Origin of the sequence: Nocardioides sp. S-1144 (assembly GCF_005954645.2) — a bacterium.
Lineage (GTDB): Bacteria > Actinomycetota > Actinomycetes > Propionibacteriales > Nocardioidaceae > Nocardioides > Nocardioides dongxiaopingii.
This window is the reverse complement of sequence record NZ_CP040695.2, coordinates 3,350,624-3,369,095: the sequence shown is the minus strand read 5'-3', so window position 1 is coordinate 3,369,095 and position 18,472 is coordinate 3,350,624. Positions and strand designations below refer to the sequence as shown.

Sequence of the window (18,472 nt, the reverse complement as noted above, 5' to 3'; positions counted from 1 at the left end):
ATCGGCGTCGTCGCGTTGCACCGGTGTGAACATCGAGGAGCTGCCTGAGATCGCCGTCCCGGCCATCGTCTTCCCCGGCCAGCGCGGCGTGGAGTCCGCGCACCGGGTCGCCCACGACCTGCTCGAGCGCCGTGCCCCGCGCGAGGCGCTCGACGTCCTGGCCCCGGCCCTGGAGCAGGACCCCGGCAACCGCGGGCTGCGCACGCTGCGCGCCTGGGCCCACTTCATGCGCGCCTCGCTCGGCCCGGCCGAGACCGACCTGCGCGCCCTGGTCGAGGACGACCCGAGCGACGTGTGGGCCCGCCACGCGCTCGGCCGCACGCTCGAGCGCCAGTCCCGGCTGCGCGAGGCGCTGCCGCACCTGCGGCTGGCCCACGCCATGACCGGCGACGTCGAGCACGAGGTCGACGTCCTGCGCGTCGAGCGGCGGCTCGCCACCGGCTGAGCCCGGGACGCCGCGCCGCGCCGCTGGGTCCACGTCGTCGGCTACGGCGGCGGCTGGGGGCCCGGCGCGGCGTCGGCCGGCCCGACGAGGTCGTCGTCGCCGATGCCGCGCGCGACGAGCGCGTCACCGGTCAGGTGGGCCTGCGCGACGACGCGGATGACGAACGGCGTCAGGTGGGCCCGCGGGTCGCGCCCGAGCCCCCGGGCCCGCGCCGCGTCGCGGGTCTCGCGGCCGAGGTCGACGGTCGCGGGCAGGGCGCGGATCGCCAGCGCCACCGCCAGCGCGACCCGCTCGGTGTCGAGGCCCACCCGGCGCAGCGGGCCCAGCAGCCGCACGATCGTGTCGAGCATCGCCGTCACCGCGGTGGTGACCGTCACGACGACGGCCAGCAGGGCCAGCGAGACCAGGTCCACCAGGGTCTCGACGGCCTTGGGGAGGTCGTACCACCACCACTGGAGGGCGGCGGCCACCACGGCGATCGCCAGCACCAGGCGCAGCGAGCGGACCAGCGACACCAGCGGCACCCGGCCGAGGCACGCGAGCAGCACGGCGAGCACGAACACCGAGACCGTCACCGCCGGCGCGTGGGCCACGACGGTGCCGATGCTGATCACCGACAGCCCCGCCAGCTTCGCGCCGGCCGGCAGCCGGTGCAGCACCGTGTCGCCGGGCTGGTGGAGCCCGACGGTCACCGACCGGGGCCCCGGCCCCCTCACCGGCTCACCGCCCGGTGACCGAGGCGACGTAGTGGTCGACGGCGGCGCCGGCCGGCCCGTCGAAGACGACCCGGGCGTCGTCGACCACGAGCACCCGGTCGCAGCGGCGCACCAGGTCGAGGTCGTGGGTGACCAGCACCAGCTGCTGCTCGAGCGAGAACAGCAGGTCGCCCACCCGACGGGTGTGGACCAGGTCGAGCAGGGTCGTCGGCTCGTCGGCGACCAGCACCCCTGGCCGGACCGCGAGCACGCCGGCCAGCGCGAGCAGCTGCTTCTGGCCGCCCGAGAGCGCGTGCACGCTCAGGTCGGCGTGGGCGAGGAGGCCGTGCTCCTCCAGCACCTCCAGCGCGCGCCGGCGCCGGGTCGCGGCGTCCTTCTCGTGCCGGCGCAGCGACAGCTCGACGTCCTCCACGCAGGTCGGCATCACCAGCTGGGCCGCCGGGTCGGTGAAGCAGAAGCCGACGACCCGGCGCGCCGCCGCCGGGTGGGCGACGACGTCGACGCCCCCGACGCGGACGCCACCGGCCGTCGGCGTCACGAGGCCGTTGAGCAGCCGCACGAGCGTCGACTTGCCCGAGCCGTTCGGGCCGACCACGCCGATCCGCTGCTCGGTGAGCGACAGCGACGTCGGGTGCAGCAGCACCCGGTCGCCGGCCGGCGTCGAGACGGTGACCTCGACGTCGCGCAGCTCGATCAGCGGCATGCGGGGCCGGTCAGCGACGACGGTCGAGCAGCTGGGGGAAGGCGCGGTGGACCTCGGAGACGACCAGGGCGACGATCGTCGTCTTCAGCAGGTCGCCGACCCAGTAGAGGACGTCGATGCGCCAGGCCTCGACGACGTCGAGGTCGAGGCGGACCATCAGCCCGCCGATCCCCATCGGGTGGATCACCAGGATGCTGGCCGCGATGGAGCACAGGAAGACCGGCAGCGCCCGGGTGCGCGCCGACGCGGCGATCCGGCTGACCAGGAAGCCGCCGAGCGCCGCGGCGACCGGGAACGACAGCAGGTAGCCGACGCTCGGCTCGCTGAGCACCCCCGGGCCCGAGGTGTGCCCGGCGAAGACGGGCAGCCCGATGAAGCCGAGCAGCAGGTAGAGCAGGACCGCGGCTGTGCCGCGGACCGGGCCGAGCAGGCACCCGGCGAGCATCACGCCGAGGGTCTGCAGCGTGATCGGGACGCCGGCGCCGCCGACGGGGACCGCGCCCAGGTAGGTCATGGCCGAGATGAGGGCCGCGAACGAGGCGACCAGGGCCAGGTCGGTCGGGGAGAAGGCCCGGCGCCGGTCGGCGGTGGCGGTCTCGGTCGGCTGGTGCAGCGTCATGTCGGTGCTCCGGATCTGGTGGTTCGGGTCCTGGCGCGGCTGCGGACGGCGGCCGGTGCCGACCCGCCCGGCCCGGCCGTGCGGGGCGCGCCGACCCTGAACATATCGTCGTCCGCCCTCGCGGCGGCACCCGCGCCGCTGGGTGGGCGGGTGCGGCCGGTTCCCCCTCGTCGGGGACCCGCCGCACCGGGATGGTCCCGATCGGCCGGGCGGGGGGTACGCTGACGGCACGTCGGTATGGGACCGGCGACCGCCGTCCTCGACGGCACCCGAAACGCCTTGGCGATCGACCGGTCGGCCACGCGCGACGTACCAGCCCGGCGGGCACCCACCCGCAGGGCTGCGTCGGTGGGCCCGCCAGGAGTCGCCGCACGTCGTACCGCCACGACCGCACCGGTCGGGCAGCTCCGAAGGGGGAGTTCCTTGGCTCGAGGAGGCCAGCGCCAGAACGGCGCCACCCGCGCGCGCCGCCGTGGGCGCGAGCTCGACAACGAGGGGATCATCCCGATCCTCGCGCGAGCCGTCCGCGAGGTCGAGGGCGCCGCGCAGCGCGGCAAGGTCAAGCCGACCAGCCGCACCAAGTTCCAGGTCGTCGCCCAGCTCGCCCGCGAGGAGCGCGGCCGGGTCAAGGTCGACACCGAGATCAACGAGGCCCAGCGCGCCGAGCAGCTGAAGCGGCTCGACGGCATCGGCACGATCCTGGCGAAGACCACCGCGCGCGACACCTCGCTGCTCGCGCTGCTCGCCGAGGACGCCGTGCTCTCCGACGCCGGGCGCGACCTCAAGCGCGAGATGCTCGTCGCCGCCGGCGTCGAGGTGCCCGAGGAGGAGGAGAGCGCCCCCGAGCCCGTCGCGACGGTCGCCTTCGACCCCGAGCGCCAGGTCACCCCGCGCTCGGTCGTCTCGCGCCAGCTGGCCAACCCGTTCCTCGTGCCGGACTTCTCCGGCGTCGTGCGCCCCTCCCACGCCCGGCGGCTGTCCGGGTGGGAGCTCATCGAGCCGCTGCTCGAGTCGTTCGAGCGCGCGGCCGGCGGGGCGACGTCCTGCATGGCGCTGCCCGACGGCGAGGAGTTCTCCTTCCGCGCGCCCGCCGGCCTCGAGCTGATGCACCACCAGGCCCAGGTCGTGGAGTCGGCAGCCTCGGGCCACCGCACGTTCCTGCTCGCCGACGAGCCCGGCCTCGGCAAGACCGCGCAGGCGCTGCTGGCCGCGCAGGCCGCCGACGCCTACCCGCTGCTGGTCGTCGTCCCCAGCGTCGTGAAGACCAACTGGGCCCGCGAGGCCTCGCTCTGGACGCCGCACCGCACGGCCACCGTCGTCAACGGCAACGGGCACGACGTCGATGGCTTCGCCGACATCGTGATCGTCAACTACGAGATCCTCGACCGCCACGTCGGCTGGATGAGCACCCACGGGTTCCGCGGGATGGTCGTCGACGAGGCGCACTTCATCAAGAACAAGTCGTCGCAGCGCTCGCAGCACGTGCTCAAGATCGCCGACCGGATCCGCGCCCGCGCCGGCCGCCCGCTGATGACCGCGCTCACCGGCACCCCGCTCATCAACGACATCGACGACTTCCGCGCGATCTGGCAGTTCCTGGGCTGGATCGACGAGAAGAAGCCCCTCGGCCAGCTGATGGACCGCCTCGAGGACACCGGTCTGACCCCGATCGACCCCGGCTTCTACCCGGCGGCGCGCTCCGCGGTCATCGACCTCGGCATCGTGCGGCGCCGCAAGGTCGACGTCGCCTCCGACATCCCGGCCCGCCGCATCGCCGACCTCCCGGTCGAGCTCGAGGGCGAGGTCGGCCGCTCCATCCGGGCCGCCGAGCGCGAGCTCGCCCGCCGCCTGGTCGAGCGCTACGACATGGCGCTCGCGACGCGTCGCTCCGGCGTCGTCGTCGACGGCATCGACGGCGACCTCGTGCGCCGCGTCGCCACGTGGGAGCGCGAGGACACCACGTCCAGCGGCAGCAAGGACGGCGAGAACGTCTTCACGATGATGCGCCGCATCGGGCAGGCCAAGGCCGGCCTCGCCGCCGACTACGCCGCCCAGCTGGCCCGCAACGTCGGCAAGGTCGTCTTCTTCGCCAAGCACGTCGACGTCATGGACACCGCCGAGGAGCTGTTCGCCAAGCGCGGCATCCGCTCGGCGTCCGTGCGCGGCGACCAGTCGCCCAAGGTGCGCCAGCAGAACATCGACGCCTTCGTCAACGACCCCGACGTCGCGGTCGCGGTCTGCTCGCTCACCGCGGCCGGCGTCGGCCTCAACCTGCAGGTGGCCTCGAACGTCGTGCTCGCCGAGCTGTCGTGGACCGACGCCGAGCAGACCCAGGCGATCGACCGCGTGCACCGGATCGGGCAGGACCAGCCCGTCACCGCGTGGCGGGTCATCGCCGCGCAGACCGTCGACACCAAGGTCGCCGAGCTCATCGACAGCAAGGCCGGCCTCGCCGCCCGCGCGCTCGACGGGTCCGACGAGGAGGTCGGCTCCTCGGCCGACATCCAGACCGAGGCGCTGGTCGCGCTGCTGACCGAGGCCCTGGTCACGCGGGGCGACTGAGCCCCACCATCCGGGCCACCCGGCAGGCGGGGCTCAGACGAGGCCGCGCGAGGCCACGATGCGCTCGACGGTGATCCGGAGCGCGACGCGGTCGGGGTTGACCCGCGGCTGGCGGTAGCGCGCGGCGTACCGCTCGCAGGCCCGCGCCACCGAGGCCGGGTCGTGCACGACGATCGCCGTGCCCTCCAGCGTCGCCCACCGGGCCCCGTCGACCTGGCACGCCGCCACCGGGCCGCCCGCGCTGCCCGCGGCCAGCAGGTTGCGCACCTTGCGCGACCCGCTCCCCGTGATGACCCACGCGCACTCCTGCTCGAGGTCGAGCGCGACCCCGACCGGCACCACGTGAGGCCGGCCGTCGGGCCGCAGCGTGGTGAGCGTGCAGAGGTGCCGGTCGGTCCAGAAGTCCAGCAGCGGCTCCGGGACCGCGTCCCAGCCGGGTGTCCACGACGTCATGGCGCGACCGTATCCGCCACCCCCGAACCCGACCTCCCCCCGACGTCGAGCAAGCGAGCCCCGACGCAACCCGCCATCGGAGGTTGAGCAAGCGAGCGCCAGCGAGCGCCGACGAAACCCCGCCCCGCACGGAGGTTGAGCAAGCGAGCGCCAGCGAGCGCCGACGAAACCGCGCCCCGCACGGAGGTTGAGCAAGCGAGCGCCAGCGAGCGCCGACGAAACCTCGGCCGTCGAGCGCCCCCACCGGAGGTTGAGCAAGCGAGCGCCAGCGAGCGCCGACGAAACCCCACCCCGCACGGAGGTTGAGCAAGCGAGCGCCAGCGAGCGCCGACGAAACCACCGGCCCGCACCGGAGGTCGAGCCCCACCACCGGAGGTTGAGCAAGCGAGCGCCAGCGAGCGCCGACGAAACCCCGGTCCGCTGCACCAGACCCGCCCACTCGCCTCGGCCTCGGTGGGCCAGGCGTCTCGACACGCGGGTCGCGACCTCGTCCCTCGGTCGCGCCGCTTGCTCGACGACCGTCGAGCCGGCTCGCCCTCGCACGCTCGGGCAGCCGGCTCAGATCCACCGGTGGAACCACATGCGGTCCATCCAGTCGCCGCGCGGGATCACCTCGTAGGAGAGCAACGGGTAGAAGTAGGCGAAGTTGAGCACGACGAGCACGAGGAACGACCCGGCCACGACCACGCCCGTCGTCCGCCGCCCCGACGGCTCGCGCGAGTGCCCGATCATCTTGCCGAGCACGAGGGTGATCGCGAGCACCAGGAACGGCAGGCAGGCGATCGCGTAGAAGAAGAAGATCGGCCGGTCGTCGTAGAGCAGCCACGGCAGCCAGGTCGACAGGGTGCCGGTGAGGGCGACCCCGAAGCGCCAGTCCCGGGTGCCTACCCACAGGGCGGCCGCGGCGAGGAGCGCCAGGCACCCGCCCCACCACAGGATCGGCGTCCCGATGAGCAGCACCTGGCGGTAGCAGGTGTCGCCGGCCGGGGCGTCGCAGCCGTCGGTGCCGGGCGCCACGTCGAGGTCGGTCGCGACGCCGACCGGCCGGTTCAGGACCAGCCAGCCCGACGGCTGCGACTGGTAGACGTGGGAGCTGCAGTTCAGGTAGTGGGTGTGGAAGGTGTAGACGTCCTGGTGGTAGTACCAGAGCGACCGCAGCGACTGCACGACCTCGCCGAGCCCGCTCGCGTCCTTCTCGGTGGCGGTGGGCCAGGTGGCGGAGTCGTCGGTGACGTTGTTGGTCTGCAGCTCGCCGTCCTCGCCCTCGACGCACTCGCCCTCGGAGACGAAGCCGGTGTACTGCGTCGACGACAGCGCCTCCTCGTACTCGCCCGCGTGCACCAGCCAGCCGGTCCAGGACGCGACGTAGACCACGAAGGCGACGAGCACGAGCTGGGCGAAGGCCGGGACGCCGTCGACCAGCATCGCCCGGACCCGCGCGTGGCGCAGGCCGAAGGAGCGCCGGGCGCCACCGCTCCACACCCACACCAGGACGCCGAACGCGGCGAGCGGGTAGGCAGCCGTCCACTTGGTGCCGAGCGCCAGGCCGAAGCACACGCCGCCGGTGACCAGCCACGGACGGAACAGCAGGCCGCGCACCGGTCCCCACGCGGAGTCGACCAGGGGGGTGTCGCCGACGAGCCGGGCGAGCCTTGCGCGGTGCCAGTCGCGGTCGTTGACGATGCAGGCGACCCCGCAGAGCAGGAAGAAGGCGAGGAAGATGTCGAGCAGCGCCAGCCGCGACAGCACGAAGTGCAGGCCGTCGAAGGCGAGCAGGAGCCCGGCCAGGCCCCCGAGCATCGTCGAGCCGGTGAGCCGCCGCGCCAGCCGGCACATCACCAGCACCATCAGCGCGCCGACGACGGCCGCGGAGATCCGCCAGCCGAACGGGTCCATCCCGAAGGCCTTCTCGCCGAGCGCGATCACCCACTTGCCGGCCTCGGGGTGCACCTCCATCGACGGCCCCTCGCCCCAGATGCCCTGGGTGCGCCCGCCGAGGATGGCCTCGTCGATCAGCTTGCCGTCGACCTCGCCCTGGTAGTTGCGGACGTAGCCCTGGTTCAGCAGCCCCCAGGCGTCCTTGGCGTAGTAGGTCTCGTCGAAGGCGAAGCGGTCCGGCTCGCCGAGGCGCCACAGCCGCATCCCGAACGCGAGCCCGGCCACGAGGATCGCCACACCCCAGGCGAGGGCCCGGTTCTCCAGGCGGGCCTCGACGCCGGCGAGGCGGCCCCGCGCGCGCTGCCACGCCGACGGCCCCAGGCCGGGTGCCGTCGCCCCGTCGTCGGTCGAGGGCGGGTGGAGCGAGGTCACGAGGCGGAACTCTACGATCGAAGGTGTGAGCACTGGCGATCCCGGAGTCCTGGTCCTGGCCGCGACCCCGATCGGCCGGGTGGCCGACGCGCCGCCGCGGCTCGCCGAGGAGCTCGCGGACGCCGACGTCGTCGCCGCCGAGGACACCCGCCGCCTCAAGCGGCTCACCACCGACCTCGGCGTCACGCTGTCGGGCCGGGTGGTCTCCTACTTCGAGGGCAACGAGCAGCAGCGCACGCCGGCGCTGGTCGAGGCGCTGCTCGCGGGCGAGCGGGTGCTGCTGGTCACCGACGCCGGGATGCCCAGCGTGTCCGACCCCGGCTACCGGCTGGTGGTCGCGGCGGTCGAGGCCGGCGTCCACGTGACCGCGGTACCGGGCCCGAGCGCCGTCCTGACGGCGCTGGCGGTCAGCGGGCTGCCGGTCGACCGGTTCTGCTTCGAGGGCTTCCTGCCGCGCAAGGCCGGGGAGCGGGCGCGGCGCCTGGCCGAGCTGGCCGGCGAGCAGCGCACGATGGTGTTCTTCGAGGCCCCGCACCGGACGGCGGCGGCGCTGGCCGCGATGGCCGAGGCCTGGGGGCCCGACCGCGCCGGCGCGGTCTGCCGCGAGCTGACCAAGACCCACGAGGAGGTCCGTCGCGGGCCGGTGGGCGAGCTCGCCGCCTGGGCCGCGGACGGCGTCCGCGGCGAGGTGACGATCGTCGTCGGCGGCGCCGAGCCGGCGCCCGCGATCGGGCACGACGAGGCCACCCTCCTGGCCGCCGTCGCCGAGCGGGAGGATCGGGGCATGAAGCGCAAGGAGGCGATCGTGGAGGTCGCCCGGCTGGCCGGCCTGCCCAAGCGGGACGTCTACAACCTGGTCCACGCGACCCCGGGTCCGCGATGACGGCGCGCCTGACGTCCTACGACCACGAGGGGCTCACCTTCGACGTCCTCGACGAGGGACCGGTCGACGGCGACCTCGTCGTGCTGCTGCACGGGTTCCCCGAGCGGGCGTCGTGCTGGCGGCTGGTCGCGCCCCTCCTGCACGCCGCGGGCTACCGCACGCTCGCGCCCGACCAGCGCGGCTACTCCCCGGGCGCGCGGCCGCCGCGGCGCCGCGACTACACGATCACCCACCTCGCCGGCGACGTCGCCGCGCTGGTCGAGCGGGCCGGTGGTGGGGCCGGACGTCGTGCCCACGTCGTCGGGCACGACTGGGGCGCGATCGCGGCGTGGGCGGTCGCGACGACCCGGCCCGACCTGGTGCGCACGCTGACGTCGGTCTCGGTGCCGCACCCGCAGGCCTTCCTCGGCTCGCTGGTGCGCTCCTCCCAGGCCCTGAGGTCCTGGTACATGGCCGGCTTCCAGGTGCCGTGGGTGCCCGAGCGGCTCGCCGCCCGCCGCGGCGGCGTCTTCGACCGGGCGCTGCGGGGGAGCGGCATGCCGGCCGAGGAGCTGGAGCGCTTCCGCACCGAGATCGTCGAGCACGGCGCGCTGCCGGGCGCGCTGGCCTGGTACCGCGCCCTGCCGTTCGCCGACCGGGGCCTGCTCCGCTCGCCGGTCACCGTGCCCACCACGATGGTCTGGAGCGACGGCGACCACTTCGTCAGCGGGGCCAGCATCGACCGGACGCCGCAGCACGTGCGGGCGCCCTACGAGCTGGTGGTGCTCGCCGGGATCGACCACTGGATCCCCCTGCACGCGCCCGAGGCGCTGGCCGAGGCCGTGCTGGAGAGGGCGGCGTCGGCATGACCGGCGAGGGACCGACCCGCTCGCGGGCCGCGACCGAGGAGACCAGCGGCGCCCGCCGCGACCGCGAGCGGCCGCCGTCCCCGGAGCCGCTGCCGCACCCCGTGGTCGACAACCACTGCCACCTCGACATCGCCGACGGCGACTGGGTCGACACCGCCGGCGCGATCGCCGCGGCCGCGGCGGTGGGCGTGACCCGCATCGTGCAGATCGGCTGCGACCTGCCCGGCGCGCGCTGGGCGGTCGAGGCGGCGGCGTCCCACGACACGCTGGTGGCCGGCGTCGCGCTGCACCCGAACGAGGCGCCGCGCCTGGCCGCCGAGGGCCGGCTCGACGAGGCGCTCGCCGAGATCGAGGCGCTGGCCGGCGCGCACGCGAAGGTGCGCGCGGTGGGGGAGACCGGCCTCGACCACTTCCGCACCGGCGAGGACGGGCGGGCGGCGCAGGTCGCCTCGTTCCGGCGCCACGTCGACATGGCCAAGCGGCTCGACAAGACGCTGGTCATCCACGACCGCGACGCCCACGACGAGGTGCTCCGCGTCCTCGACGAGGAGGGCCCGCCCGAGCGCTGGGTGATGCACTGCTTCTCCGGGGACGCGGCGTTCGCCCGGGCCTGCCTCGACCGGGGCGCCCACCTCTCCTTCGCCGGCACGGTGACCTTCAAGAACGCCCAGCCGCTCCGCGACGCCCTCGCGATCACCCCGCTGGACCGGGTGCTGGTCGAGACCGACGCCCCGTTCCTGACCCCGACGCCGTACCGCGGCCGCCCGAACGCCTCCTACCTGGTGCCGCTGACGGTCCGCGCCATGGCCGACGTCCGCGGCGACGACCTCGAGACCCTCTGCCGCGCCATCGACACCAACACCTCCACCGCCTTCGGCGGCCCCTGGTGAACCCCGACCCACCGCTGACCCGTCGCTGATCAGCGACGGGTCACCGGGCCTCCGACGCCGACCCGTCAGTGATCAGCGACGGGTCAGCGGGCCTCCGACGCTGACCCGTCAGTGATCAGCGACGGGTCACCGGGCCTGCGACGGCGACCCGTCAGTGATCAGCGACGGGTCACCGGGCCTGCGACGGCGACCCGTCAGTGATCAGCGACGGGTCACCTGGCCTTCGACGCTGACCCGTCAGTGATCAGCGACGGGTCAGCGACGGGTGGGGCTGGTGTGACCGGTGGGGTGATCGGGCCGTGATCCCGGCCACCCGGTGAGCCGGGGGACGGTCCGCCGGCTTGATTCTCGACCACATCACTGCTGTTCTGGAAAGCGTTGGCCGGGATCGGGAAGACCCGTCCGGCGCGGTCGGACCCCCAGCACGACGACGAACACCGGGTCCGACGCCCGCTGCGAGAGGGGTCCCGGACGGGGCCGCTCGAGCGTGCCGGGGCGCCGGCGCCCGAGGCCCGGGGATCACGACGTTCGGAGCACGATGCCCGCCCACGAGCATCCAGACCAGACCCCTCTCGACAGCACCACCGACAGCACCACCGTCAGCAGCACCGCCGGCTCGACGCCCCCCTCCCGGGGGCTCGCCGGCCGACTCCTCCGCAGCCGGGCCGTCGTGGTCTCGCTCGCCGTGGTGGTCCTGCTCGCCGTGGCCGGCACCACCCTCGGGTACACCGCGCTCAGCAAGTCGGTCACCGTCTCGGTCGACGGCGAGCGGCGCGAGGTCACCGCCATGGGCGGCACCGTCGCGGAGGTCCTCGAGGCCGAGGGTGTCGAGGTCGGCGAGCACGACCTGGTGGCGCCCGCCCTCGACACCGACGTCCAGGACGGCACCCTCATCAACGTCCGCTACGGCCGCGAGGTCGAGCTCACCGTCGACGGCGACACGACCAGCCACTGGGTGACCTCCACCGACGTCGCATCGGCGCTCGGCGAGATCGGCGCCCCGTTCCAGGACGCGCGCCTGTCCACCAGCCGCGGCCTGACGATCGACCGTGGCGGCGTGGCCGTCGAGGTCGTCACCGCCAAGGACGTCACCTTCCGCCTGGCCGGCCGGAAGCCGGTCACCAGGACCGTCACCGCCCTCACCGTCGCGGAGGCGCTGCGCGGCGTCGGCGTCGAGCTCGACAAGAGCGACGAGACCAAGCCCGCGCGCGGCGCCCAGATCGAGGACGGCGACCGGGTCGTCTTCACCGACGTCCGGGTCGCCCGCAAGACCGTCGAGGGCGAGGAGATCGACTTCTCCACCGTCGAGCGCGAGGACGACACCATGCCCGAGGGCGAGACCGAGACCGTCACCGAGGGCCGCGCCGGCGCTCGTGACGTCGTCTACCGCGTCGTGGTCCGCAACGGCGAGGTCGTGCAGCGCCGCGAGGTGAGCTCAAGGGTCACCCGCCGCCCCGTGGACGCCGTCGTCACCGTCGGCACCCTGGAGGAGGCCGCCCCCGACTACTCCGGCGGCGGCACCGTGTGGGACTCCCTCGCCCAGTGCGAGTCCGGCGGCAACTGGGCCATCAACACCGGCAACGGCTACTACGGCGGCCTGCAGTTCAGCCTCCCCACGTGGCAGGCCTACGGCGGCTCCGGCCTGCCGAGCAACAATTCGCGCGAGGCGCAGATCGCCGTCGCCGAGCGGGTGCGTGCCGCCACCGGCGGCTACGGGTCCTGGCCCGGCTGCGCGGCCAAGCTGGGGCTGCCCCGCTGACCGGGAGCGCCGCCGATAGCCTGCTCGACATGACGTCCGCCGCCCCACGCCTCCTCGGGGCGGCGGACGTGCGCCGGCTCGCGGACCGACTCGACCTGCGTCCGACCAAGCAGCGTGGGCAGAACTTCGTCATCGACGGCAACACCGTGCGACGCATCGTGCGGGAGTCCGGCGTCACCGGCGACGACGTCGTGGTGGAGGTCGGCCCGGGCCTCGGCTCGCTGACCCTGGCGCTGCTCGAGGTCGCGCGACGCGTCGTCGCGATCGAGGTCGACGACAAGCTGGCCTCCCTGCTGGTGGAGACCGTCGACGAGCGCGCACCCGACCAGGCCGCCCGGCCCGGGGCGTTCGAGCTGGTCCACGCCGACGCGCTCCGCGTCGCCGAGGTCCCTGGCCCGCCGCCGACCGCGCTCGTGGCGAACCTGCCCTACAACATCTCGGTGCCGGTCCTGCTGCACCTGCTCGCCCTGCTGCCGAGCCTCGAGCGCGGGCTGGTGATGGTGCAGGCCGAGGTCGCCGACCGGCTCGCGGCGCGACCGGGGTCGAAGACCTACGGCGTCCCGTCGGTCAAGGCGGCCTGGTACGCCGACGTGCGCCGCGCCGGCGCGATCGGCCGCAGCGTGTTCTGGCCGGCCCCGAACGTCGACTCCGGCCTGGTCGCGTGGACCCACCGGCCGCCGCCGGCGACCACGGCGTCGCGCACCGAGGTCTTCGCGGTCGTGGACGCCGCGTTCGCCCACCGCCGCAAGGCGCTGCGCGGCGCGCTGCGCTCCATCGCCGAGCCCGAGGCGATCGACCGCGCCCTCACCGGCGCCGGCGTCGACCCGCTCGCGCGCGGGGAGTCGCTGGACGTCGGGCAGTTCGCCGCCATCGCGGCGGGCCTGCGGTGATCGGCGTCGGCACGACCCCGGTGACCGTGCGCGCCGCCGCGAAGGTCAACCTCCACCTGGGCGTCGGCGCCGCGCGCGAGGACGGCTTCCACCCGCTCACGACCGTCTACCAGGCGGTCGGGCTGTGCGACGACGTGACCGCCCACCCCGCCGACGACCTGACCCTGACGCTCACGACGACCGACTGGATCGACGCCGGCGCCGTCCCCGTCGACGGCGACAACCTGGTGCACCGTGCCGCCGTCCTGCTCGGGCGGCACCACGGGCGCGAGCTCACCGGCCGCGTCGAGGTCGAGAAGGCGATCCCGGTCGCCGGCGGCCTGGCCGGCGGGTCGGCCGACGGCGCCGCGGCGCTCGTCGCCCTCGACCGGTTGCACGACCTGCGCACCACCGACGACGCGCTGCTGGCGATCGCCGCCGAGCTGGGCAGCGACGTCCCGTTCGCGCTGGTCGGCGGGACGGCGCTCGGCACCGGGCGCGGTGAGCTCGTCGAGCCGGTCTCCGACGTCGGCACGTGGTGGTGGGTGATCGTGCCCAGCCGCCAGGGCCTGTCGACCCCGGAGGTCTACCGGCACTTCGACCGGCTGCGGCCCGACGCCCCCGAGACCCCGCCCGGGGCCGACGTCCTGCTCGGGGCGCTGCGCACCGGTCAGCCGGTCAGCCTGGCCCGCGCGCTCCACAACGACCTCCAGGAGCCGGCGGTCGACCTGCGGCCCGAGCTCGGCCTGCTCATCGATCGCGGCGAGTCCGAGGGCGCGCTGCGGGGCATCGTCTCCGGGTCCGGGCCGACCGTGGTCTTCCTCTGCGAGTCCGCCGACCACGCCCGCGACCTGGCCGGCGCGCTGATGCGCACCGGGCAGGAGGTCGTGCTCGTCGCGAACGGTGCCGTCGCCGGCGCGCACCTCGTCCCCAGTCATGTGTAACCCGTCAGGTACGGCCGTCATGCGTCGTCGTCAGGTCTAGGTGTCTTCCGTGGTCAACCTCCTCAACCTCGAGGGCGTCTCCAAGTCCTATGGCGTCCGCCCGCTGCTCAGCGACGTGTCGCTCGGCATCGGCGCCGGCGACCGGATCGGCATCGTCGGCCGCAACGGCGACGGCAAGACCACCCTGCTCGAGGTGATGACCGGCCTCGAGGAGGCCGACACCGGCCGGGTCTCGCGCAGCCGCGGGCTCCTGGTCGGCTACCTCCACCAGGGCGACGAGCTCGACGACACCCACACCGTGCGCGAGGCGGTGCTCGGCGGCCGGTCCGACCACGAGTGGGCCGCCGACGCCACGCTGCGCGGCGTGGTGACCGAGCTGCTGGTCGGCGTCGAGCTGGACCGGGCCGTCCTGGGGCTGTCCGGCGGCGAGCGCCGGCGGTGCGCGCTGGCCGCGCTGCTCATCGGCGACCACGAGCTGATCGTCCTCGACGAGCCGACCAACCACCTCGACGTCGAGGCGGTCGCCTGGCTGGCCGGGCACCTGCGCCGGCGCACCTCCGCGCTGGTGGTCGTCACCCACGACCGCTGGTTCCTCGACGAGGTCTGCCAGTACACCTGGGAGGTCCACGACGGCGCCGTCGACGTCTACGAGGGCGGGTACGCCGCCTTCGTGCTCGCCAAGGCCGAGCGCTCCCGCCAGGCCGACGCCACCGAGACCCGCCGACAGAACCTGGCGCGCAAGGAGCTGGCCTGGCTGCGCCGCGGCGCGCCGGCCCGGACGGCGAAGCCGAAGTTCCGCATCGACGCCGCCAACCAGCTGATCGAGGACGTCCCGCCGCCGCGCGACCGGCTCGAGCTGCAGAAGTTCGCGACCCAGCGGCTCGGCAAGGACGTCATCGACGTCGAGGACGTCGACCTGGTGCGCGGCGAGCGCCGGCTGCTCTCCGGCGCGACGTGGCGGCTCGGCCCAGGTGACCGCGTCGGCATCGTCGGCGTCAACGGCGCCGGCAAGACCTCGGTGCTGTCGCTGCTCGCCGGGGTGCTCGCACCGAGCGCCGGCCGCGCGAAGCTGGGCAAGACCGTCGCCCTGCAGCACCTCACCCAGGCCCTCGACGACGTCGACCCGATGGGGCGCGTGCTGCCGACGGTCGAGTCGATCCGCCGGGTCACCGTCACCCAGGACGGCGAGATCACCGCGACCTCGATGCTCGAGCGCTTCGGCTTCACCGGCGACAAGCTCACCGCCCGCCTCGGCGACCTGTCCGGTGGCGAGCGGCGCCGCTTCCAGCTGCTGAAGCTGCTGCTGACCGAGCCCAACGTGCTGCTCCTCGACGAGCCGACCAACGACCTCGACATCGAGACCCTCACCGTCCTGGAGGACTTCCTCGACGGCTGGCCCGGCACCCTGGTCGTCGTCTCGCACGACCGCTACTTCCTCGAGCGGGTCACCGACTCGGTCTGGGCGCTGCTCGGCGACGGCCAGATCTCGATGCTCCCGCGGGGGGTGGACGAGTACCTTGAGCGGCGCGCCGCGACGGCCACCACGCCGGTCGCCACCGGTCGTCCGGCCGCCGGGCGCGCCGACGCCGGTGCCGGTGCCGACGCCGCGCCGGGCGGGAAGGCCCGGGCCGGCTCGGCCGACGAGCGCGCGGCCCGCAAGACCGTGGCCCGGCTCGACAAGCAGCTGGCGCGGCTCACCGCCCGCGAGACCGAGCTGAACGCCGCGATCGTCGCGGCCGGCACCGACTACGGGGTCATCGCCGAGCTGTCGGCCGAGCTCCAGCAGGTGCTGTCCGAGAAGGACGACGTCGAGCTGGAGTGGCTGGAGGCCGCCGAGCTCCTCGGCTGACCGGCCCCGACGAGCCGGCGGCTACCCGCCCTGGCCCGGCGGGGTGCCGAACGGGGCGAGTAGCGTGCGCAGCAGGGTGGCCAGGCGGGCCTGGTCGCGCTGGGGGAGGTCGGCGAGCAGCGCGCGCTCGGCCTGCAGGAGCGCCTCGAAGGCGCCGTCGACGGCGGCCTTGCCCTCCGGGGTCAGCCGCACGATGACGCCACGCCGGTCCTCCGGGTCGGGGTAGCGCTCGACGAGGCCGCGGGCGGCGAGCCGGTCGACGCGGTTGGTCATGGTGCCGCTGGTCACCAGGGTCTCGCGCAGCAGGCGACCGGGGGAGAGCTCGTAGGGGTCGCCCGCGCGGCGCAGCGCCGCCAGCACGTCGAACTCCCACGACTCGATGTCGTGGGCGCTGAACGCCTCGCGGCGGGCCAGGTCGAGGTGCCGCGCCAACCGGGAGATCCGGGAGAAGACGGCGACCGGCTCCAGGTCGAGGTCGGTGCGTTCCCGGGCCCACGCCTCGACCAGCTCGTCCACCTCGTCGCGCATGGCCCCAGTGTAGCCACGAGTCAAGAATCTTGACATCGAGACATCAGTCACGCAGAGTGGAAGTGTCTTGACGTCGAGAGAGATGGAGAATCCGGTGATGGCCCACACGTGGGACCCCGAGCGCTACCTCATCCACGCCGACGAGCGCGGCCGCCCGTTCGTCGAGCTGGTCGCCCGCATCGGCGCGACCGACCCGGCGGGCGTCGTCGACCTCGGCTGCGGGCCCGGCAACCTCACCGCCCTGCTCGCCGAGCGCTGGCCGGACGCCGCCGTCACGGGCGTCGACAGCAGCCCGGAGATGGTCGCCGCCGCCGACGCGCTGGGTGGCCGCGTGGTCCACGAGGTCGCCGACCTGCGCGACTGGGTCGCCGGCGCGGAGCCGGTCGACGTCCTGGTCTCCAACGCGACCCTGCAGTGGCTCCCGGACCACCTCGAGCTCCTGCCCGCCCTGGTCGGCGCGGTCGCGCCCGGCGGCTGGCTGGCCCTCCAGGTGCCCGGCAACTTCGACGAGCCGAGCCACACCACCCGCCGCGACCTCGCCGCCGAGGAGCCGTACGCCGCGCACCTGGCCGCGGCCGGCGGCGTCGCGGTGCCCTCCAGCCACGACCCGGTCGTCTACCTCGACGCCCTCGCCGCGCTCGGCTGCGACGTCGACGCGTGGGAGACGACCTACCTCCACGTGCTCGCGGCGACGCCCGAGGATCCCGACCCGGTCCTCACCTGGGTCAGCGCCACGGGCGCCCGGCCGACCCTCCAGGCGCTCCCGGACGACGTCCGCCCGGCCTTCGAGGCCGAGTTCCGGCGCCGGCTGGCCGCGGCCTACCCGGTGCGGGCCGACGGCACCGTGGTGCTGCCGTTCCGGCGGGTCTTCGTGGTGGCGCGGGTCGCCGGAGGGGCGCGATGAGGCTGCACCACGTGCAGGTCGCCTGCCCGCCCGGCGGCGAGGACGCCGTCCGCCGCTTCTACGGCACCGTCCTCGGCCTCACCGAGGTGGCCAAGCCCGAGGCGCTGCGGGCGCGCGGCGGCGCCTGGTTCCGCGCCCACGACGACGCGGGAGCCGTCACCGCCGAGATCCACGTCGGCGTCGAGGAGCCCTTCGTCCCGGCCCGCAAGGCCCACCCGGCGCTCGTCGTCGCGACCCGCGCCGACCTGGAGGCGATCGCCGTCCGCGTCGAGGGCGGCGGCGGCGAGGTCGACCGCCGCCAGCGCGACACGTTCCCCGGTCACGTCCGGTTCCACGTGCTCGACCCGCACGGGAACCGCGTCGAGCTGCTGGCGCCGGCGTAACCCCCGGGGGTGTCGCCCGTTGGAGGGGCATGAGTGACGACATCGACCGCGCCGCGGTGCTCAACCGGGTCAAGCGCGCCCAGGGACAGCTCGGCGGCGTGCTGCGCATGATCGAGGAGGGCCGCGAGCTCGAGGCGGTGCTCGGCCAGATGAAGGCGGTCTCGCGCGCCCTCGACCGTGCCGGCCTGGCGATGGTCGCCGCCGAGTGGCGGGCCGGGGCCGACGTCGGCGACGTCACCCCCGAGCGGATCGACCGGCTGGAGCGGCTCTTCCTGTCCGTCACCTGAGCGCGACCACCCAAGTTACCGAGGGGTAGGGTCTCCCGGCATGAGCCAGGTCCTCTCCCTGTGGCGCACCGCCACCGGCCTCCCCGTCGTGGGCGGCACCGTCGGCAAGCGGGTCTTCTCGCTCGCGTTCAGCCGGAAGGCGCCGTACTTCGCCTCGATCCGGCCGCGGTTCGCCGAGATCGGCCCGCACCGGGCCGAGCTGCGCATCGTGAGGCGGCGCCGCGTGACCAACCACCTCGGCACCGTCCACGCGATCGCGCTGTGCAACGGCCTCGAGGCGGCGATGGGCGCGCTCGCGGAGGCGACCGTCGCCGACGACGAGCGCTGGATCCCGCAGGGCATGGAGGTCCGCTACACCGCCAAGGCCGCCGGCGACGTCACCTGCGTCGCCGAGACCACCGCCGCCGACTGGGCCGGGGAGGGCCCGCGTCAGGTCGCCGTGACGTGCCGCGGTGCCCTCGACGACGGCACGACCGTCATCGAGGGCACCATCCGGCTGTGGGTGACGCCGCGGCCCTAG

At 74.6% G+C, this 18,472-nt stretch carries 19 protein-coding genes; 13 read left to right on the top strand and 6 right to left on the bottom strand.

Annotated features, from left to right (window positions below; genetic code table 11):
• Nucleotides 1–25 precede the first annotated feature (25 nt).
• A complete protein-coding gene (locus tag FE634_RS15775) occupies nucleotides 26–445 on the top strand; it encodes a tetratricopeptide repeat protein (protein WP_246060689.1) in 420 nt (139 codons plus the stop codon).
• Between the two features lie 41 nt (nucleotides 446–486).
• Here FE634_RS15775 and FE634_RS15770 read toward each other — a convergent pair whose 3' ends face one another.
• The 3 genes from FE634_RS15770 to FE634_RS15760 are packed head-to-tail and all read right to left on the bottom strand — an operon-like array spanning nucleotide 487 to nucleotide 2,483.
• Complete coding sequence (locus FE634_RS15770) at nucleotides 487–1,137, bottom strand: energy-coupling factor transporter transmembrane component T family protein (RefSeq protein WP_137293852.1); 651 nt, start codon at nucleotides 1,135–1,137, stop codon at nucleotides 487–489.
• Nucleotides 1,138–1,165: 28 nt separating this feature from the next.
• On the bottom strand, nucleotides 1,166–1,864 hold the full coding sequence (locus tag FE634_RS15765) for an energy-coupling factor ABC transporter ATP-binding protein (protein ID WP_138876438.1): 699 nt from the start codon (nucleotides 1,862–1,864) through the stop codon (nucleotides 1,166–1,168).
• Nucleotides 1,865–1,874: 10 nt separating this feature from the next.
• Nucleotides 1,875–2,483, bottom strand: coding sequence for a biotin transporter BioY (locus tag FE634_RS15760; RefSeq protein ID WP_138876437.1), 609 nt, complete (start codon nucleotides 2,481–2,483; stop codon nucleotides 1,875–1,877).
• Nucleotides 2,484–2,906: 423 nt separating this feature from the next.
• Here FE634_RS15760 and FE634_RS15755 point away from each other — a divergent pair, with 423 nt between their 5' ends.
• Nucleotides 2,907–5,045: a DEAD/DEAH box helicase gene (locus FE634_RS15755; protein WP_137293849.1), complete on the top strand. Its 2,139-nt coding sequence runs from the start codon at nucleotides 2,907–2,909 to the stop codon at nucleotides 5,043–5,045.
• Nucleotides 5,046–5,078: 33 nt separating this feature from the next.
• Here FE634_RS15755 and FE634_RS15750 read toward each other — a convergent pair whose 3' ends face one another.
• Both FE634_RS15750 and FE634_RS15745 read right to left on the bottom strand, forming a co-directional pair.
• The gene (locus tag FE634_RS15750; RefSeq protein WP_148240757.1) at nucleotides 5,079–5,498 is read right to left on the bottom strand and encodes a pyridoxamine 5'-phosphate oxidase family protein; all 420 of its coding nucleotides are present in this window, start codon (nucleotides 5,496–5,498) and stop codon (nucleotides 5,079–5,081) included.
• A 558-nt stretch (nucleotides 5,499–6,056) separates the two neighbouring features.
• The gene (locus tag FE634_RS15745; protein ID WP_262347452.1) at nucleotides 6,057–7,808 is read right to left on the bottom strand and encodes a dolichyl-phosphate-mannose--protein mannosyltransferase; all 1,752 of its coding nucleotides are present in this window, start codon (nucleotides 7,806–7,808) and stop codon (nucleotides 6,057–6,059) included.
• A 25-nt stretch (nucleotides 7,809–7,833) separates the two neighbouring features.
• Between FE634_RS15745 and rsmI the strand changes: the two genes are divergently transcribed.
• The 7 genes from rsmI (at nucleotide 7,834) to FE634_RS15710 (ending at nucleotide 15,850) form a co-directional block, all read left to right on the top strand.
• Nucleotides 7,834–8,691: a 16S rRNA (cytidine(1402)-2'-O)-methyltransferase gene (rsmI, locus tag FE634_RS15740; RefSeq protein WP_138876435.1), complete on the top strand. Its 858-nt coding sequence runs from the start codon at nucleotides 7,834–7,836 to the stop codon at nucleotides 8,689–8,691.
• Nucleotides 8,688–9,539 carry an alpha/beta fold hydrolase gene (locus FE634_RS15735; RefSeq protein WP_137293846.1) on the top strand — a complete coding sequence of 284 codons (852 nt, stop codon included), beginning with the start codon at nucleotides 8,688–8,690 and terminating at the stop codon, nucleotides 9,537–9,539. Before rsmI ends, FE634_RS15735 begins: the two co-directional genes overlap by 4 nt.
• Nucleotides 9,536–10,429, top strand: a complete 894-nt coding sequence (locus FE634_RS15730; protein ID WP_138876434.1) for a TatD family hydrolase — start codon at nucleotides 9,536–9,538, stop codon at nucleotides 10,427–10,429. The genes FE634_RS15735 and FE634_RS15730 overlap by 4 nt, the downstream gene beginning before the upstream one ends.
• Nucleotides 10,430–10,967: 538 nt before the next feature.
• The gene (locus FE634_RS21800; RefSeq protein WP_148240756.1) at nucleotides 10,968–12,188 is read left to right on the top strand and encodes a resuscitation-promoting factor; all 1,221 of its coding nucleotides are present in this window, start codon (nucleotides 10,968–10,970) and stop codon (nucleotides 12,186–12,188) included.
• A 29-nt stretch (nucleotides 12,189–12,217) separates the two neighbouring features.
• Complete coding sequence (rsmA, locus tag FE634_RS15720; protein WP_138876433.1) at nucleotides 12,218–13,078, top strand: 16S rRNA (adenine(1518)-N(6)/adenine(1519)-N(6))-dimethyltransferase RsmA; 861 nt, start codon at nucleotides 12,218–12,220, stop codon at nucleotides 13,076–13,078.
• On the top strand, nucleotides 13,075–14,001 hold the full coding sequence (locus tag FE634_RS15715; RefSeq protein WP_262347451.1) for a 4-(cytidine 5'-diphospho)-2-C-methyl-D-erythritol kinase: 927 nt from the start codon (nucleotides 13,075–13,077) through the stop codon (nucleotides 13,999–14,001). Before rsmA ends, FE634_RS15715 begins: the two co-directional genes overlap by 4 nt.
• 49 nt (nucleotides 14,002–14,050) lie before the next feature.
• Entirely contained in the window at nucleotides 14,051–15,850 is a 1,800-nt protein-coding gene (locus FE634_RS15710) for an ABC-F family ATP-binding cassette domain-containing protein (RefSeq protein ID WP_148240755.1), read from the top strand.
• A 21-nt stretch (nucleotides 15,851–15,871) separates the two neighbouring features.
• On the opposite strand, the gene FE634_RS15705 is transcribed toward FE634_RS15710, so the two are convergent.
• On the bottom strand, nucleotides 15,872–16,378 hold the full coding sequence (locus FE634_RS15705) for a MarR family winged helix-turn-helix transcriptional regulator (RefSeq protein WP_138876431.1): 507 nt from the start codon (nucleotides 16,376–16,378) through the stop codon (nucleotides 15,872–15,874).
• Nucleotides 16,379–16,475: 97 nt separating this feature from the next.
• Here FE634_RS15705 and FE634_RS15700 point away from each other — a divergent pair, with 97 nt between their 5' ends.
• From FE634_RS15700 to FE634_RS15685, 4 genes are read left to right on the top strand one after another with little or no spacing between them, the layout of a single operon-like run.
• Complete coding sequence (locus tag FE634_RS15700) at nucleotides 16,476–17,282, top strand: methyltransferase domain-containing protein (RefSeq protein WP_138876430.1); 807 nt, start codon at nucleotides 16,476–16,478, stop codon at nucleotides 17,280–17,282.
• Nucleotides 17,279–17,665 (top strand): VOC family protein, encoded by a 387-nt coding sequence (locus tag FE634_RS15695; protein WP_138876429.1) that lies wholly within the window; start codon nucleotides 17,279–17,281, stop codon nucleotides 17,663–17,665. Before FE634_RS15700 ends, FE634_RS15695 begins: the two co-directional genes overlap by 4 nt.
• Before the next feature lie 29 nt (nucleotides 17,666–17,694).
• A complete protein-coding gene (locus FE634_RS15690; protein ID WP_137293839.1) occupies nucleotides 17,695–17,952 on the top strand; it encodes a metal-sensitive transcriptional regulator in 258 nt (85 codons plus the stop codon).
• Between the two features lie 40 nt (nucleotides 17,953–17,992).
• The gene (locus tag FE634_RS15685) at nucleotides 17,993–18,472 is read left to right on the top strand and encodes a hotdog fold domain-containing protein (RefSeq protein ID WP_138876428.1); all 480 of its coding nucleotides are present in this window, start codon (nucleotides 17,993–17,995) and stop codon (nucleotides 18,470–18,472) included.